Source organism: Actinoplanes sp. 13 (genome assembly GCF_056134165.1).
In genome coordinates this window covers 315,547-332,206 of the sequence record NZ_JBVYOQ010000004.1, presented here as the reverse complement: position 1 = coordinate 332,206, position 16,660 = coordinate 315,547, and the positions used below count along the sequence as shown (strand labels likewise).

Here is a 16,660-nt window from a genome sequence, read left to right as displayed (position 1 = left end):
ACTTCACACACCAGCAGGCGGTACGACGCGTGTGAAGTTCGGGTGCGCAACGAACCGCAACTTCACACGCACGGTGCCCCGACGACTGGCGTGTTTTGTTTTTGGGCGATTGCCCAATACGATCGCCCAATGCGGACGGCGAAGGAACGCGGAGAGGAAGTACGGCAGCGGTTGCTGACCGCTGCGGCCGAGGTGATCGCCGAGCGGGGCTGGACCGCTGCGACCACCCGCGTGGTGGCCGAGCGGGCCGGCGTGGCGCCCGGGCTGGTGCACTACCACTTCTCGTCGGTCCAGGGGCTGCTGATCGAGGCGGTGCTGCGGCAAGCCAGGGAGCTGACCGGTCAGTTGACTCCGCTGCTGGCCGGGGCCGCCGATGCCGGCGACACGGTCACGCTGCTGCTGGGCGCGCTCGATGAATACGACGGCGCCGACCCCGTTTCGGTGTTGCTGATCGAGGCCTATCTGGCGGCGACCCGCGACGAGCAGCTCCGGCACGCGCTCGCCGCCGAGATCAGCACCCTCCGCGACGAGCTGGCCGGGCATCTCGCGGCACACGGGGTCACGGATCCCGCCGCCACCGCCGCCGTGCTGCTCGCCGCCCTCGACGGTGTGCTGCTGCACCGCTCCCTGTCGGGTGCCGGCGACGCGGCCCCCGTCCTGCGCCGGCTGGTGACCCGATGCGAGTGATCATCTGCGGTGCCGGGATCGCCGGGCTGGCCCTCGCGCGGGCGCTCGGCACCGGCGCCGTCGTCCTGGAGAAGGCGCCCGCGCCACCGGCCGGCGGCTACATGATCGACTTCTTCGGGCCGGGATACGACGCCGCCGAGGCGATGGGCGTGCTGCCGCGCATCCGCGAGCTGGGCTATCAGGTCGACGAGCTGGCCTACTGCGACGAGGCGGGCCGGCGCCGGGCCGGGCTGCGGTTCGCCGCCTTCGCCCGGGCGGCCGGCGGCCGGGTCGTCAGCATCATGCGCCCCGACCTGGCGCGCGCATTCGGCGCCGGCGTCGACGTGCTGTACGGCCGCACCATCGTCGCGCTCGACAACCGCGCCGACGGCGTGACCGTGACCCTCGACAACGGCGAGACCCTCGACGCCGACCTGCTGGTGGGCAGCGACGGCATCCACTCCCGGGTGCGCGCGCTCGCCTTCGGGCCGGAGGACCGGTACGTACGCCACCTGGGTTTCCACACCGCCGCCTACATCTTCGACGACCCGCGGGCGCACGCCGAGGTGGCCGGACGGTTCTGCCTGACCGACAGCCTGCACCGGACGATGGGCTTCTACGGCCTGCGGGACGGGCGGGTGGCGGTCTTCGCGGTGCACCCCACCACCGATCCGGCGCTGCCCGCCGACCCGCGGGCCGCGCTCCGCAGGGAGTACGGCCCGCTCGGCTGGATCGCGCCGCGGGCGCTGGCCGCGTGCCCGCCACGGTTCTACTACGACCAGGTGGCGCAGACGGTCGCGCCGCGGTGGGCCGGCGGGCGGGTGGTCCTGCTGGGCGACGCCGCTCACGCCGTCTCGCTGCTGGCCGGGCAGGGCGCGTCCCTCGCGGTCGCGGGCGCCCGGGTGCTGGCCGGGTCGCTCCGGCGGTGCGGGTCCATCGACGAGGCTCTACGGGTGTACGAACGGACCCTGCGCCCGATCGTCGAGGAGAAGCAGGAGCGTGCCCGTGGCGCCGCCCGGTGGTTCGTGCCGCGGACCCCGGCGCAGCGGTGGATGCGGCGGACGGCGTTGCGGGCGGCGGCGCTGCCGTTCGCGGACCGGCTGGTGACGACGTCCCTGGTCGGCAAGCAGGCCGCCCTGCTCACCGAGTGATCAGGCGGCGCGGGAGCGGCGCGGCCCGATCAGCCGGGGCGGTGCGGATCGGCCGCGCCTTCCACCACCTCACCCCCCACACGATCAGCAGCACCGTGACCAGGGGAGCGCCGGGGAACTTCACGAACCGGGTCAGCCCGCTGCCGTCCGGCAGCACCGAGAAGGCGGCCGCGACGTTCACCAGCATGATGACGCGGGTGTGGACGGTCGTGGCGGCGAGCAGGGTCAGCGGCCACAGGGCGTACCACGGGTGGAAGACCGGCGCGAGCAGCACCGTGGCGGCCAGCGCGAGCGCGGCCCCGTGCAGGGCGGCACGCACCGGCTCACGGTCCCCCAACGCCCGGACCCACAGCAGGACCAGCACGGCGGCGAGCAGCACCATCGCGGCCGCCCGCACAGCCGGCACCGCGTCGAAACCGGGAACGACCGTCCGGCCGAGATAGGTCAGCGTCATCCCGACAGCGGTGGGCGGCGAGGTGAACTGGATCAGCGACTCCCCCACCCGCATCGCGCCGACCCAGCCGAACCCCAGCCCACTGACGGCTGTCACCGCGCCGAGCGCCCCCACCGTGGATCCGCTGATGACGGCGCTCGTCCTCGCGTACCCCAGCAGGGTCTTCCGCACCGGCATCCCGCCGGAGGCGCGCCGCACCGCCGCCCCCGCGATCAAGATCGCGAAGGGGATGACCACCACCGCGATCGCCTTGACCGCGACCGCCAGCCCGAGCAGCGCACCGGACCCCAGCAAGGCGACCACACTGCGTGGCCACCGGACCACGACCGCCAGTCCGCCCACCGCCAACCCGAGCATGACCGCGTCGTTGTGCGGCGCCGCCACCAGATGCGCCCCGACGAGCGGCCCGGCCAGCCCCACCCACAGCGCCCGCGCCGGCGGCACACCGCACCGCCGGGCCAGCACCGGCAGGCAGACCGCGACGGCGACGACGCCGGCGAGCGCGAACAGCCGGAACACCACGAGGGCCCCGGCGAGACCACCACCCACCGCGACGGCCACGGCCGCGAGCATGATGAAAAGCGGGCCGTACGGCGTGACGGTGTCCCGCCAGATCGGCGACACGGTCTCCAGCCAGCCGCACGGCAACGCGTCGACGCCGTGGACGTAAGGGCTGATCCCGTGCCGGAACATCTCACCCTGACACGCGTACGAATAGAAATCCCGGCTCCCCATCGGCGGCGCGACCAGGAACGGCAGCAGCCACAGCACCGCGGTCACCACCACCCAGCGCGCCGACGGGAGCCGGTCCCGTCCGGCCCACCAGGCGTACGCCTGCAACCCCGTCCCGGCCAGCCAGAAACCCAGGATCAGCGGACCGAACCGGCCCACCGCGATGCTGACCGGGTCGGCGGCGAGGTCGGCGCCCGGAAGCGCGCCGCCGAGATGGCCGGCGGTGACGAGCAGGACCGACCCGGCGAATCCGGTGAGGCGCAGAAGAGCGGAAGACACCGCGAAATGCTCACCGGAGGGGATGAGCAGCGAACCGGGAACCGGTGGACGGCAGGCGACCGGCAGGAAGCCAGCCGTCTGTTCACCGGACGGTCAACGCCAGGTCAAGGGCAGTCCGCGTCGCACTCACCCAGCGGCACCAGCAGATCGGCGGTGTCCCGCTCGGGCGGCCAGAAGTTGTCCATGCTGACCGCGATCCAGTTCCCGGCCGGCGTGCGGTCGAACTCCATCCGATAGGTGCCGTAGTACTCCACCTGCTTGGTCACCGGCTCCGGGTCGCCCTCGGCCGGGTTCCAGTAGTGCACGGACAGCAGACACCGGTTGATGTTCGGGCTCGGAAACACCATCTCCCCGCTCCGGCGCGGAATGCTGAACCATCGATCGAGTACGATCCTGTCCGGATCCGGCACGTCGAGCGAGGCGATCCCCTCATCCAGCCGAACCTCGGCGAGCCGGTCAGCGAAGGCATCCGGCTGGAACGGCTTGTCGTCGAGGGTCATACCCGTCTGCCAAGGCTTGCCCTCACGAGCCGGCGGCGGCGACGCGACCTGCACCCGCCGGTAAAGCGCCGGCGGCGGATCGGTCGTCGCGATGCCGGCGGCGGCGTACGGATAGCCGAGAGGGGTCCCGACGGCGAACCGCAAAGCGTGGACGCAGGCGCCGACGATGTCGACCGCGGCGTCACTGAGCGCTACACCCATGTCGCTGTATTCCCCCTGGCTGACACACCCATTTATGGATGACAATGGTTGATTCGGACGGAGAGACCCGAAGGGGGTCGCACGAGGCGTGACCGACAACCCCTCTCGCCCTCCGACACAGATCACCGGCGAATTGGCCGCGACCTGGCGTTCATACCTGCCTGAGCATGCCATCGGTCTTCTCAGGAGCAGCGGAAGTGTCAGCAATCTGCCGCTGACCGAGCAGACCGAGGCGGTGGTGCTGTTCGCGGATGTCGCCGGCTTCACTGCCATGGCCGAAAGTCTCACCGGCTCCGGCAGTTACGGCACCGAGCGACTGACCTCAGTCATCAACCGCTGGTTCGCGGTCACCGCGGAGGCGATCACCACCGCGGGCGGCAGCGTGGTCGACTTCGCCGGTGACGCCCTGGTCGGGATGTTCCGCTACACGCCCGAGTCAGCGGGCTCGGTGGGCCGTCGAGCGGTCCAGTGCGCCGAGCTGATCCGGGAGGCGACCGCCTCGGTCGATCCGGTGCCCACTCCGGACGGCCGCCGGTCCCTGGCCATCCGAGTCGGCATGGCAGCCGGCCCGCTGCAGATCATGGTGCTCGGTGACCCGGCGATCCGACTGCAGCATCTGATCGCCGGTCCGGCACTGGACCGGGCGGTCGCAGCACTCCACCGGGCCGAGCGCGGAGACATCGTCGTTGACGACGATCTGCGCAGCGTCGCGTCATCGAGCGCACCAGGCCCGGCACCCGACCCCAGCGCCGTGACGCCGATCGCCGAGTTGGAACGGCTGCTGACGCCTTTCCTGCACCCGGCGATCCGCGCCCGGCTCCGGTCCGGCCGGTTGGAGCTGGTGAACGAGCATCGCAAAGTGACCACAGCCTTCGTCCGGCTGCCGGACCTGTCCTTCCACGATTCACGAACGGTCGAGGCGTTGCAGCGCTACCTGCGGACTGGTGTCGCGATCATCGACCGCTACGGTGGGCATCTACGGCATCTCATGGCCGACGACAAGGGCACTGTTCTGGTGGCCGTCTTCGGCACCCCGGTCAGCCACGAGAACGACGCGGAACGCGCCCTGCGCTGCTGCCTGGATCTGCTGGCGTTACCCGGCGGACCGTACCGCGGCGGTGTCAGCACCGGGCACGTCTACTGCGGCGAGGTCGGCTCGGACGTCCGGCGGGAGTACGCCGTGGTCGGCGACGCGGTCAACCTGGCGGCGCGGCTCATGGAGAAGGCGCCGGCCGGGCATCTGCTCCTCGACCGGGACACCTACGAGCAGGTACGCGACATCGTCTCTGGCAGCCGGCCCGCTGCGATCTCCGCCAAGGGCAAAGCGGCACCTGTACCGGTGTGGATCGTGCGTGAGGCGCAGGAGGCCGCGCCGCCGATCATCCGGACCACGGCCGAGCCCGAGCCGCTCGTCGGCCGCGCCGGTGAGCTGCACCTGCTGGACAGTCTGGCCCGGCAGGCGGAAGCGGGCCACGGCCAGTTGATCTGGCTGCACGGCGAGGCCGGCATCGGCAAGACCCGGCTGGCTCAGGAAGCCTGCCGGACCCTGCGAAGCCGGGGCTTCATCGAGTTCGGCGGAGCCGGTCGGTCGCACGGCACCTCCGCCAGCTACCTGGTCTGGCGATCGATCTGGCGCAACCTGCTCGGGATCGACACCGGGCTTCCGATCTCCGAGCAGCGGTCCGCGCTGACCGAGCGGATCGCCCGCTACGACGGGTCCGGGCAGCGGGCTCCGCTGGTCGCCGCAGTGATCAACCTGCCGATGCCGGACAGTGAGCTCACCGCACAACTCGAACCCGTCGGCCGTGAGGAACTGCTCCGCTCCACCCTGCTCGCGGCACTCCGGGAACGGGCCGCAGCCGGTCCGATCATGCTCCTCCTGGAGGACTGCCACTGGATCGACCCAGCCTCGCAAGGGCTGCTCGAACACCTCGTCCAACAGATCGTCGAGTTGCCGGTCCTGGTGGTGGCTACTTCCCGAGAACGGATGCCGGAGAAGTTGTCCGGCCATGTACATGTGGCGGACCTCCGACTGGCTCAGATGACGCGCGCCGAAGCTGACGATCTGGCGACACTGCGGCTGCATGATCGATACGGTGACAGCGTCCCCGTGGCGCCCGAGTTGCTGCGGCACATCGGGGACCAGGCCGGCGGCAACGCGTTCTACATCGAGGAGCTGGTCAGCTATCTGCACGGCCGGAGCATCGACCCCGGTGACCCGCGCGCGCTTGCCGGCGTGACCGTGCCGGACAGTCTGCAACGCCTGGTGATGGCCCGTATCGACCAGCTCTCCGACGATGAGAAGGCAACCATCAAGGTGGCCAGCGTGATCGGCAGGCGGTTCCAAGCGCCGTGGATCACGTCGGTCTATCCGGCCGCCGGCACGGTCGCACAGGTGAGCGATCACCTGAGCCGCCTCGACACACTGGACCTCACGCCCCGGGTCTCCGGCGAGGCCGGCCCCGAGTACGAGTTCAAGCACCCGGTCACCCAGGAGGCGGCGTACCAGAGCATCACCTACGACACCAGGGCCGCGCTGCACGAGCGGGTCGGCCGGCTCATCGAGGAGACCTACCCGGACCGGCTCCCGCAGTACGTCGACGTGCTGGCTCACCACTACGCCCGCACCGAACGAACCGACAAGCAGCGCGACTGGTACCGGGCGGCCGGCGACCGCGCCCGGGAGATGTTCGCCAACGAGGCGGCCACCTACTACTACGGCCTGCTGTTACCGCTGCTCGACGTGGCGGAACGCGCGGAGCTGCACATCGCGATCGGCAGTGTGCATCAGCACACCGGGCAGTGGGCCGAGGCCGAGGATCACTACCAGCAGGCGATGCGGCTGGCCGAGGCAACCGGGCGCCGGGAGATCCTGGCCGCCGCCCAACGCCAGCTCGGCGACCTGTTGATCTACACCCACTCGGATGCCGAATCAGTCACCTGGCTGCGGCGCGCCCTCGTCGGATTCGAACTTCTCGGCGACACCGCCGGCCAGGCGAGCACCATGGACCGCATGACTTTCGCCCTGTACCGACAGGGTTCCTACGCCGAGGCGCTGGCCATGGCTCAACAACATCTGACCATGGCGGAAGCAGCCGGCGACGACTCCGCCATGAGCGTCGCGCTAGAACACACCGGTCTCGTCTACCTGAACACCGGCCGTTTGGAAGCGGCGCTCGATCACCTGCGCCGTGCCCTCGTCACCGCTGAACGTGCTGGTGATCGCCAGCGCATGCTGAATACGGCCGGCAATCTCGGCTGGGCCTCGTTGCGCCACGCCGACCACGCGCAGGCCATCTCTTCGTACAAGCATGCTCTGGATGTGGCCCGGGACATCGGGGCCCGACAGGCTGCCAACGTGGTCGTCGGCAACATGAGCGAGATCTACCGCGACGAGGGCGAGTTCGAGCAGGCACGGATCAGCGCCATGCACGCGCTCCGCGTCGGCGTCGAACTCGGCGATTGGCTCAGCGTCGCGGATCAGCTGGCTAATCTGGGCGCTATCGCGGCCGGTGAGGGACGGCCCGACGATGCCGAACGTCTGCTGGAACGCGCCATCAGACTGGCTCGCCGGCTGCACGCGCCTTATTACGTCTGCGATTGCCTGCACCGCCTGGCGCGATTGCATTTCACCGCGGACCGACTCGAGCATGCCGACCGGCTGAACACCGAAGCGCTGCACATCGCCGAGGAGCACGATGAACGCGACGTACGCGTCAGCGCGTACGCCCTCTCCATTCGCCTGGCCGTGACCACGGGCCGCCTCGAAGTGTCTGCCGCGACCAAACTGCTGCGCGAGGCCGCCGTCGAGTGGGACAAACCGCACGAGGTGGCGACCCTCCTCGACACCGTCCGCCGCATCGACCCACGCGACGAGGACGCCCGCACCACAGCCGCCGGCATCTACCAGAGCCTGTACGAGCGGGCACCCAGCGTCGAGTACCGCCGCGCCTACCGCCGCCTCACCGGTGTGACGCTGCCACCCGGACCGCCCCTTCCCGAGCTGCCCGGGTGGATCGCCGCGGAGGGCGGCGCCGACCTCGAGGAGCTGCTCGACCGGATCGACCGCTCGGCCTGACCCGTCAGCGCCCCACCAACTCGTCCAGCGGCCTCTCCCCCGCCAGCAGCCGCAACGCCCGCCGCGACGGCGCGAACGCGTAGACCGACCCCGTCGTGGTCACGAACCCACCGAAGGCCGCCGCCGGAATCCCTCGCGCCGTCTCCGGCCCCAGCCGCTCCCCCGCCCGCCGGGCGCTGTCGCCGAGCACCGGGTCCAGACCGTCCACCCGCCCCTGCGGGCACCGGCCATGACGGGCCAGCGTGTTCGCCGGGAAGCCCGGGTCCTGCGCCCATTTTCGCTGCACGAACTCGAACTGGTCCTCGATGCTCGCCATGTACGCGTTGAAGAACATCCCCCGCTCCCGCCCGTCGTCCGGCATCCCGCGCCGCAGTGGGGGGCCGAACGTGATGCCCCGGCGCAGCATCTTGTGGCCGCGGTCGCGGAACACACCGTCCTCGCGCGGGTTCACCTTGCGGATGTGGGCGTACGTCGGTGTCCGCGCCCCGTCGTCGTCTCCCCGGTAGCTGAACGCGTTGAGCTCGCCGTCCGTCTCCAGGCCGGCCAGGGGACGGCCGTCGAGGTGCCGTCCGAGGGCGCGGGCCGCCGCCTCCTCCGGTGTGCCGCCGTCGGCGCTGAGTTCGGCCATCCGCTCCCACCAGCCGGCCACGTCCTGCCGCAGCCGCCGGAACACCTGGAACGAGCCGTCGCGCATCCACGGCGCCGGCGTCGGGCGGGGCTTCCAGGACGGCGGGCGCCGCTCTCCCGCGTACCCCAGGAGGAATTCGCCCGCGGCGATGACCGGCGATCCCGGCCGGGCCCGTTCGCCGTCGGCGAAGCCGCGGATCCCGGGCTGCGAGATGCCGTCGGCGAACCCGAAGTGTTCGACGCGGTGTCCCTGCTCGTTGCGCAGCGCCTCGCCCACCTGCGTCGTCAGCACTTTCACGCCGTTGCGCGCGGCCGCGTGCTCCTCCTCGTCCACCGCTGCCCGCAGCGTCTCCGCGTCGTCCGCGGCGAGTGTCAGCAGCGCGTCGACGGGGATGCCCGGGCCGCCGACGGTCCACGACTCCGGCTTGCTGTCGCCGACGTCGCCGAGCAGCGCCGGCGCCGTGGTGAGCAGCCCCGCGTCGTCCACCCGGGTGCCCAGCGGCCCCTGCCAGAAGGCTTCGTGCGCGACCAGGTCACCGGCCGTCTCCGGGTGCAGCAGAACCAGCCCGGACGCGGTGAGCCCGACGTTGAGCTGCGCTTTGTTCGGCTTCTGCCGGTGCTCGGCGCGGGTCTGCGCGATCTGGTCGGTGCCGGCCACCCGGTCCGCCAGCCCGGCCAGCCATTTCCGGGCGCCGGCCCGGTCGCAGCTGAACGAGAGGAACAGGAACGCTTGGTGCTCGCCCCGGAACGCCCGCACGATGTTGCCCTGGATCTGCTGTAGCTCGGCGATTGCTCTGGGCATGCTCGTCCCCCGGTTCGGATCAGCGCGTCCCCCGGACGATGCCGAACAAACAACCCCGCGGCATCCCTCCTGTCGCGAATCCGTCCTTCTTCAATCCTTTTTGGTACGCGTGACCCGCGCCCCGCCGAACTACGCGTACCCGAGAGTCAGCGCGACCGGCTGCCGGTCCGGGCCGATGCGCGGCCGCCGGGCTGAATCAGTGGTCCAGCCCCACCCCGTCCCGCCTTCCCGCCGCTCACCCTCCAGCCCCTCCCACGGCTGCCCCGTCCCGCTCGAACCAGCCGTCCGAACTTCCGCGTGGGGACTTGAGGTGCGCTCCGCACCCGAAGTCCCCACACAAAGTGACCGCTTGCGTGACCAGCAAGCCGCGGCCGGGGACGGCGGGCGGCGGGCGGCGGGCGGCGGGCGGCGTCGGATCGGGGCGCGTGGGGTACAGGGAACGCGTGCACGAGACGAAGCGCGCGAGTTTCCTCGGCGGCATGCGGGTCGGTGCCGGGCTGGCCGCGGCCGGGTTCGTCCTGGCCATCACGTTCGGGGCGACCGCCCGCGAGCAGGGCTGGGCACCGGTCGCCGCGATCCTGGCCTCCGTAGTCATCTTCTCCGGTTCGGCGCAGTTCGCCCTTCTCACCGGGCTGGCCGCAGGCGGTGGCCTGGCACCGGCGATCACCGCCGCCATGCTGATCAACGCACGTTTCCTGCCGATGGGCCTGGCCGTCGGCCCGAGCCTGTCCGGTGGCCGCTTCCGGCGGGCGCTGCAGGGTCAGGCCGTGGTGGACGGCTCCTGGGTGGCGGCGCACCTCGGCGGCGGCCGTTTCGACCGCTGGAAGATGTTCGGGGCCACCGTCGTCCAATGGCCCGCCTGGGTGGCCGGCACCGTCGTGGGTGTCCTCGGCGCCCCGTCCGAGCACCTCGTCGAGACCCTGGGCCTGGACGTCGTCTTCCCCGCCTTCTTCCTGGCGCTGCTGCTCGACGAGCTCCGCCAGGCGCGTACCGCGGTCGTGGCCGCCCTCCTCGGCGCCGGCGTGGCGGCGGGCCTGCTCTGGTGGGTGCCGGCCGGGGTGGCCCTGGTCGGCGCCACCGTCGGCGCGCTGATCGGCCTGCGCAGCCGCGGCCCCGCCCCAGCTCTGGCCGACGAGTCGGTCACCGACGATCAGGACGGGGTGCGGCGATGACGACACTGTGGCTGGGGATCCTGGCTGTGGCAGCCGGCAGCTTCCTCATCAAGGCGGCCGGTCCCGCCCTGCTCGGCGACCGCGAACTCCCCCGCTGGAGCACCGGAGTGATCGCCCTCCTCGCCCCCACCCTGCTCGCCGCCCTGGTGGTGGTCGAGGTCCTCGGCCGCCGCTGGGCCGACGTGGACTGGACAGTCCCGGCCGCCCTGCTCGCCGTCGTCGCCGCCCGCCTGCTCCGCGCTCCCCTGCTCCTGGCCGTCCTGATCGGCGTCCTCACCGCCGCCGCCCTCCGAGCCCTCACCTGACCATCAGTGTGTGAATTTCGGGCTCGATACGAACCCGAAATGAACACACGAGAAGTGCACCCGGCGGGCGTCAGCTCCGCGGCGCACGGGCACCCTCGGCGCTCGGATTCTCGGATCCGAGTGCGGCGCTCGACTCGGCAAGGGAAGTTGCGTGGGCGGTGGTAGCGGGCTCGGGGCGCGAAGTGGCGGACTCGGAAGTGGCGGTGGGCTCGGCGCGGGAAGCGGTCGCGCGGGCGAGGCGCAACTGCCACCACCCCGCTGCGAGCAGGGCGACCCCGAGCAGGACCATCACCGCGATGACCGGCCAGTGCCACGCATCCGGGACGTGCCGGGCCGGCAACCACGACCGCTCCCCCGGACCGGCCGGCCCCAGCAGCGCCGGCACCACTCCTTGCGCGACCAGCGGCACCCAGCACAGCGTGAAGCACGCATAGACCGCCACCTGCCGCCCCACCGGAGCCCGCCCGATGCCCAGCCGCCGATCCCCCAGTTGCACCCCGATCGCCTGCCAGTCGACATCACCGGCGGCGCCGAAGGAACCCGGCGGCCCCGCGGACCGGGACGCCGTGCCGCGCATGACGGCGAGCATCTCGGTGCCGGACGCCTCCAGACGCCGGGCCGCCACGCCGCCCAGGGACCAGGCCAGTGCCACCCCCGTGACCAGCCCGACCACCGCGCCCGCCCACGGCGGGCCGTGGCGGACGGTCAGGAACGCCGGCGCCGCGGTGCCGGCCACCAGCACCAGCATGAGCAGCACCTGGGTGAAGTCGGTGCCGTTCTCCAGCAGGTTCCCGCCGCGCCGGTGCGGGTCGGTCATCGGCACCGGGCGCAGCACCGAGATCAGCACGATGACGCCGGCCCCGCCGCCGAGCAGGGCCGGGACCAGGGCGGCCAGCCACGACCAGGCCCAGTGCTGGCCGCTGAGCACAGTGGGCACGACGCTGAGCAGGACGGTTACCGGGGTGGTGAGCAGCAGCCAGGCGAGTTGCCGGCCCCGGACGTCGCTGCGGGCGGCGCCGGGGGTGAGCACGGTCTGCCAGATCACCGTGCCGTCCTCGCCGTAGAGGTTGGCGCAGACCGCGGCGGCCCAGACCGCGAACGCCACCCCGATGAACGGCACGAAGATCGGCAGGTTCACCAGCAACGGCAGCAGGCAGAACGCCAGCGCGTAGACGAGCGAGAACACCAGGTAGTGGAAGCGCATCAGGTCCCGGGAGGCGGTTCGCAGGTCGCGGCCGGCGACCGCACGGACAGCTCCGGCGCGTACCCGATGGTCGCGGTCGGAACGCCGGGCCGGACGGCCGGGAGCGGCGCGGTTGGACAGGCGCCGCACCAGCAGGGCCGACCAGCCGGCGACGGCGAGCGCCGCCAGGGCCGCGAGCCCGCCCAGCGCGGCGAGCACGAGCAGCCAGTCGCCGCGGGCGGCGGCCTCGACGGCGGTGACGCTCCAGCCGGACGGCAGGCGGCGCACCCAGTCGGCGAAGGAGGCCGGGAAGCCGGCGGTCAGCGCGAGCGTGACGGTCGGTTTGAGGACCCAGCCGGTGTGGGTGAGCGCCAGGATGCCGCCGCTGATCACGGCGGCCAGCACCGCGCCGGCCTTGGCGCGCATCAGCGTGCTGAGCGCGGCGGTGACGAACCGGGAGGCGAGCACCACGAACAGCAGTTGGAGCAGCACCGCGGGCACCGCGACCAGCACCGCCGCGCCGCCTGCGGGAGCGGCGGCCACGATCAGCGCGGTGAAGGCGACCAGGCTGACCACCGGGGTGACGCCGACGAACGCGGTGGCGAGCAGGCCCACGGCGAGCCGGCGCGGGGGGATCGGCAGCAGCGCGAGGTGTTCCGGGCGCAGCGTCTCGTCGCCGCCGCCGAACAGCACCGGGCCGAACAGCCAGCCCACGGTCCAGATCGCGAACGCCGCGGCGACCAGGTCGAGTGGCAGGCCGGCCACCGGCCAGTCGCGGCCGGCCAGCCAGATCGTGCCGCCGGCGAGGATCAGGCCGAGGAGCCCGCCCCCGATCATGTCGGCGGCGCGGCGGCCGGTGATCGAGTGCCGCAGGACGGCCAGTTTCATCCGGATCAGGACGCCAGCCACGTCAGCTCCCCCGCGCCGGCCCGGCCCCCGACCAGATCCACGAACCGGTCCTCCAGGGTGCCACCGGCGCGGACCTCGTCGAGCGGGCCGGCGGCCACCACCCGGCCGCCGGCGACGACGGCGACGTGGTCGCAGAGCTGCTCGACGACCGGCATGACGTGGCTGGAGAAGACGACCGAGCCGCCGGCCGCGACGAACCGCCGCAGGAGCAGCTTGATGGTCGCGGCGGAGACCGGGTCGACGGCCTCCAGCGGCTCGTCGAGCACCAGCAGTTTCGGTGCGTGCAGCAGCGCGGTGGCCAGGCCGATCTTCTTGCGCATGCCGGTCGAGTACTCCAGGACCAGGGTCCGCTCGGCCCGGTCCAGCTCGAGGATCTCGAGAAGTTCCCGGGTACGCGCGGCGACGGCCTCGGGTGCGAGTCCCCGCAGCAGGCCCAGATAGGTGAGGACTTCCCGTCCGGTGAGCCGTTCCGGCATGCCGAGCCCGTCGGGCAGCACCCCGATCAGCTCTTTGGCGCGCACCGGGTCGGACCAGACGTCCACCCCGAAGATCTCGGCGCGCCCGGCGTCCGGTCGCAGCAGCCCGACCGCCATCGACAGGGAGGTGGTCTTGCCGGCGCCGTTCGGCCCGACCAGCCCGAAGAACGAGCCGGCCGGCACCTCCAGATCGACACCGTCGACGGCGCGGTGACCGCCGAACGTCTTGGACAGCCCGATGAGCCGTAGCGCCACTGTGGAGTTCACGCGCCGGATTCTGGCAGCCGTCGCTATCGGCTCGCTATCGCCGCCCGGCCGAGCAGTTCGCGGGCACGCTGCTCATATCGCGGCGCGCGGATGAACGCGAAGAGCTCCACCGCGCGCGCCAGGTACGGCTCCGCCGGCCCGCCGTTCGCCAGTTCCAGTTCACCGAGCCGCAGCGACGCCCGCGCCTCGAGCAGCCGGTCCTCGATGCTGGTCGCCAGGTTCAGGGCGGTGCGCAGCGCCGTGCGCGCGGCGGGGAGGTCTCCCGCCTCCTGGTGCGCCGCGCCCAGTCCGTGCAGCGCGTAGGCCTCGCCCGCCCGGTCGCCGATGTCCCGGGTCACGGCGAGCGTGTCGCCGAACGCGGCCGCCGCGGCGTGCGGATCGCCCAGGTGCAGGTGGACGTCGCCGATCCGGTAGAGCACCTGCGCCTCGACCCGGCGGCTGCCGGCGGTGCGGCTCATCGCGAGCGCCTCCGGCAGCAGGCGCAGTCCGGCGGCCGGATCACCGGCCTCGACCCTGACCTGTGCCAGGTTGTGCAGCACGTACGCCGCTTCGGAGAGGTCGCCGCGGCGGCGGAAGGTGGCCAGCGCCTGTTCGTACCGGGCGGCCGCGGACGGCAGGTCGCCGCGGACCATCTCGGTGAAGGCGACGTTGCGGACGGCCAGAGCCAGTCCTTTCTCCTCGCCCGCCGCGCGGAACAGCTCCTCGGCCCGGCCCAGGTCCCCTCGTGCCTCGTCGAAGCGTTGCTCGACGACGCCCAGGGAGCCGAGCGACCACAGCATCGCGGCCTCGCCGCGCCGGTCGCCGGCTCGCCGTGCCTCGGCCAGCGCGACCTGATGCGTCTCCCGCCAGTCGGTCAGGAGGAACCGTGCCTCGAACAGGCTGACGGCGTTCAGCGCGAGGGCCCAGCACAGGGCGGTGTGGCCCGCTTGTGCCGCCTGCCGGACGCCCGCGGTCAGGGTGTGCCGTTCGAGGTCGAGCCAGGCCCTCGGCCGGGCGACCAGGCTCTCCGGCAGCGGCCACCGCACGGCGTCGTCATCGATCAGCGGGCTGCCGTAGACGCGCCGGTGCGCGGTCTCGGCCAGGTGCAGCAGGCCACCGAGGAACCGGCGCAGCGCGGCGTCCCGCTCGGCGGCCGTCTCCTCCGCGGCGAGCCGTTCCCGGGCGAAGACCCGGATCAGGTCGTGGATCCGGAACTGCGACCCGGTGGCCTCGACGAGTCGCGCCTCCACGAGGTCGTCCAGCAGGTCCTGGGCGTCGGGCAGTGGCCGGCCGAGCAGGGCCGCGCCGGCCCAGCCGGAGAACGACGGCGTCTCCAGCAGCGCGAGCCGCCGGAACAGCATCCGGGCCGGCTCCGCCAGGGTGTCGTAGGTGAGGGTGAGTCCCGCCCGGATGCCCATCCCGCTGTGGTTCAGCTCGTCCAGTCGCCGGGTCTCGTCGGCGAGCCGTTCGACGAGGTGCTCGGCGGTCCAGTGCTGCCGGGCCGAGAGTCGCGCGCCCGCGATCCGCAGGGCGAGCGGCAGGTGTCCGCACAGCTGCGCGAGCCGTGTCCCGGAGTCCGGCCGGATCCGCTCCGGCCCGGCGATCCGGGCCAGCAGCCGCAGCGAGTCATCCCGGTCGAAGACGTCCAGTTCGACGTGGACGGCGCCGGGCAGGCCGGCCAGGCGGCTGCGGCTGGTGACCAGCACGGCCGCGGCCGGGGTGCCGGGCAGCAACGGCAGCACGTCGCCCTCGCCCGCGACGTTGTCGAGCACGACCAGCGTGCGGCGGCCGGCGAGCAGGTCGCGGTATTTCTCGGCGCGTTCGTCCAGGTCCGCGGGCACGGCCGTCCCGGGCACGCCGAGGGCGCGCAGGAAGCGTTCGAGGATCTGCGCCGGCCCGACCGGCCGGGGCCCGAGCCCGTGCAGGTCGGCGAAGAGCTGGCCGTCCGGGAAACGGTCCGCGATCCGGTGCGCCGCGTGTACGGCCAGCGTGGTCTTGCCGATGCCGGCCCGGCCGGTGACCACGACCACCGGCACCGCGAGCCCGGCCGTGCCGGCGGCCCGGGCGATCGCCGCGAGCGGCGCGGACCGCCCGGTGAAGTCGGCGGTGCCGGCCGGCAGCAGCCGCGGCACCGCCGGCACCGCACCGGGGGACGCGCTCAGGATCGCCCGGTGCAGCCGGCGCAGCGCGTCGCCGGGCTCCAGGCCGAGTTCCTCGACCAGGGTGCGGCGGGTCTGCCGGTAGACCTCCAGGGCCTCGGCCCGCCGCCCGGACCGGTGCAGCGCGAGCATCAGCTGGCCGCGGAGCCGTTCGCGTAGCGGGTGCTGGTCGGCCAGCCCGGCGATCTCGGCGACGAGCTCGTGGTGCCGGCCCGCCGCCAGTTCGCGGTCGAGGCACTCCTCGTGCAGGCTGATCCTCCGTTCGTCGAGCCGCTCGGCGGCGGCCCGAACCACCCGGCTGTCCAGGCCGGACAGGGCGGCGTCGCGCCACAGCGCGAGCGCGTCGCGGTGCCGCCCGGCCGCCGCCAGCTCGGTGAACCGATCGAGGTCCGCGGCGGCGACCCGGAGCAGGTAGCCCTGCGGCCGGGTGCGGATCGCGTCGGGGAACAGCCGCCGGAGCGCCGACACGCAGATCTGCACCTGGGACCGGGCGCTGCCGGGCGGGTCGTCGCCGTACAGCGCCTCGATCAGCCGCCGGACCGGCACCACCCGGCCGGCCTCCAGGGCGAGCACCGCGAGGACGGTCTGCTGGCGCGGGCCGCCGAGGTCCACCGGACGCCCGCCGACCAGGGCTTCCAGCGGGCCAAGGATGCGGACCTCCACAGCGGAAGACTACGAGACGGGCCCGCGGGGTACCGCGACGGATCAAGATGACTGTCA

At 72.7% G+C, this 16,660-nt stretch carries 11 protein-coding genes; 5 read left to right on the top strand and 6 right to left on the bottom strand.

The window, feature by feature from the left end; translation table 11 throughout:
• Positions 1-129 precede the first annotated feature (129 nt).
• Positions 130-687 carry a TetR/AcrR family transcriptional regulator gene (locus AC0NH5_RS11885; RefSeq protein WP_474402734.1) on the top strand — a complete coding sequence of 186 codons (558 nt, stop codon included), beginning with the start codon at positions 130-132 and terminating at the stop codon, positions 685-687.
• The gene (locus tag AC0NH5_RS11880; protein WP_474402733.1) at positions 678-1,817 is read left to right on the top strand and encodes an FAD-dependent monooxygenase; all 1,140 of its coding nucleotides are present in this window, start codon (positions 678-680) and stop codon (positions 1,815-1,817) included. Before AC0NH5_RS11885 ends, AC0NH5_RS11880 begins: the two co-directional genes overlap by 10 nt.
• Here the strand turns inward: AC0NH5_RS11880 and mptB are convergent.
• Positions 1,807-3,282, bottom strand: coding sequence for a polyprenol phosphomannose-dependent alpha 1,6 mannosyltransferase MptB (gene mptB, locus AC0NH5_RS11875; protein WP_474402732.1), 1,476 nt, complete (start codon positions 3,280-3,282; stop codon positions 1,807-1,809). The genes AC0NH5_RS11880 and mptB overlap by 11 nt on opposite strands.
• Positions 3,283-3,386: 104 nt before the next feature.
• Entirely contained in the window at positions 3,387-3,983 is a 597-nt protein-coding gene (locus AC0NH5_RS11870) for a hypothetical protein (RefSeq protein WP_474402731.1), read from the bottom strand.
• 88 nt (positions 3,984-4,071) lie between these two features.
• Here AC0NH5_RS11870 and AC0NH5_RS11865 point away from each other — a divergent pair, with 88 nt between their 5' ends.
• Positions 4,072-8,061 carry a tetratricopeptide repeat protein gene (locus tag AC0NH5_RS11865; protein WP_474402730.1) on the top strand — a complete coding sequence of 1,330 codons (3,990 nt, stop codon included), beginning with the start codon at positions 4,072-4,074 and terminating at the stop codon, positions 8,059-8,061.
• A gap of 4 nt (positions 8,062-8,065) precedes the next feature.
• On the opposite strand, the gene AC0NH5_RS11860 is transcribed toward AC0NH5_RS11865, so the two are convergent.
• Positions 8,066-9,490, bottom strand: a complete 1,425-nt coding sequence (locus tag AC0NH5_RS11860; RefSeq protein WP_474402729.1) for a Dyp-type peroxidase — start codon at positions 9,488-9,490, stop codon at positions 8,066-8,068.
• A gap of 443 nt (positions 9,491-9,933) precedes the next feature.
• Here AC0NH5_RS11860 and AC0NH5_RS11855 point away from each other — a divergent pair, with 443 nt between their 5' ends.
• Positions 9,934-10,662, top strand: coding sequence for an AzlC family ABC transporter permease (locus tag AC0NH5_RS11855; RefSeq protein ID WP_474402728.1), 729 nt, complete (start codon positions 9,934-9,936; stop codon positions 10,660-10,662).
• Complete coding sequence (locus AC0NH5_RS11850; protein ID WP_474402727.1) at positions 10,659-10,967, top strand: AzlD domain-containing protein; 309 nt, start codon at positions 10,659-10,661, stop codon at positions 10,965-10,967. The genes AC0NH5_RS11855 and AC0NH5_RS11850 overlap by 4 nt, the downstream gene beginning before the upstream one ends.
• Positions 10,968-11,037: 70 nt before the next feature.
• Here the strand turns inward: AC0NH5_RS11850 and AC0NH5_RS11845 are convergent, their stop codons facing one another.
• From AC0NH5_RS11845 to AC0NH5_RS11835, 3 genes are read right to left on the bottom strand one after another with little or no spacing between them, the layout of a single operon-like run.
• A complete protein-coding gene (locus tag AC0NH5_RS11845) occupies positions 11,038-13,059 on the bottom strand; it encodes a hypothetical protein (protein WP_474402726.1) in 2,022 nt (673 codons plus the stop codon).
• Complete coding sequence (locus tag AC0NH5_RS11840) at positions 13,044-13,802, bottom strand: ABC transporter ATP-binding protein (RefSeq protein ID WP_474402725.1); 759 nt, start codon at positions 13,800-13,802, stop codon at positions 13,044-13,046. Before AC0NH5_RS11840 ends, AC0NH5_RS11845 begins: the two co-directional genes overlap by 16 nt.
• A 23-nt stretch (positions 13,803-13,825) precedes the next feature.
• The gene (locus AC0NH5_RS11835) at positions 13,826-16,603 is read right to left on the bottom strand and encodes an AfsR/SARP family transcriptional regulator (protein WP_474402724.1); all 2,778 of its coding nucleotides are present in this window, start codon (positions 16,601-16,603) and stop codon (positions 13,826-13,828) included.
• Between the last annotated feature and the right edge of the window lie 57 nt (positions 16,604-16,660).

Excerpts from the sequence above, each read along its gene's own strand:
- AC0NH5_RS11880 (WP_474402733.1), top strand. The coding sequence starts at position 678 with ATGCGAGTGATCATCTGCGGTGCCGGGATCGCCGGGCTGGCCCTCGCG.
- AC0NH5_RS11885 (WP_474402734.1), top strand. The coding sequence starts at position 130 with ATGCGGACGGCGAAGGAACGCGGAGAGGAAGTACGGCAGCGGTTGCTG.
- AC0NH5_RS11870 (WP_474402731.1), bottom strand. The coding sequence starts at position 3,983 with ATGGGTGTAGCGCTCAGTGACGCCGCGGTCGACATCGTCGGCGCCTGC.
- AC0NH5_RS11860 (WP_474402729.1), bottom strand. The coding sequence starts at position 9,490 with ATGCCCAGAGCAATCGCCGAGCTACAGCAGATCCAGGGCAACATCGTG.
- AC0NH5_RS11850 (WP_474402727.1), top strand. The coding sequence starts at position 10,659 with ATGACGACACTGTGGCTGGGGATCCTGGCTGTGGCAGCCGGCAGCTTC.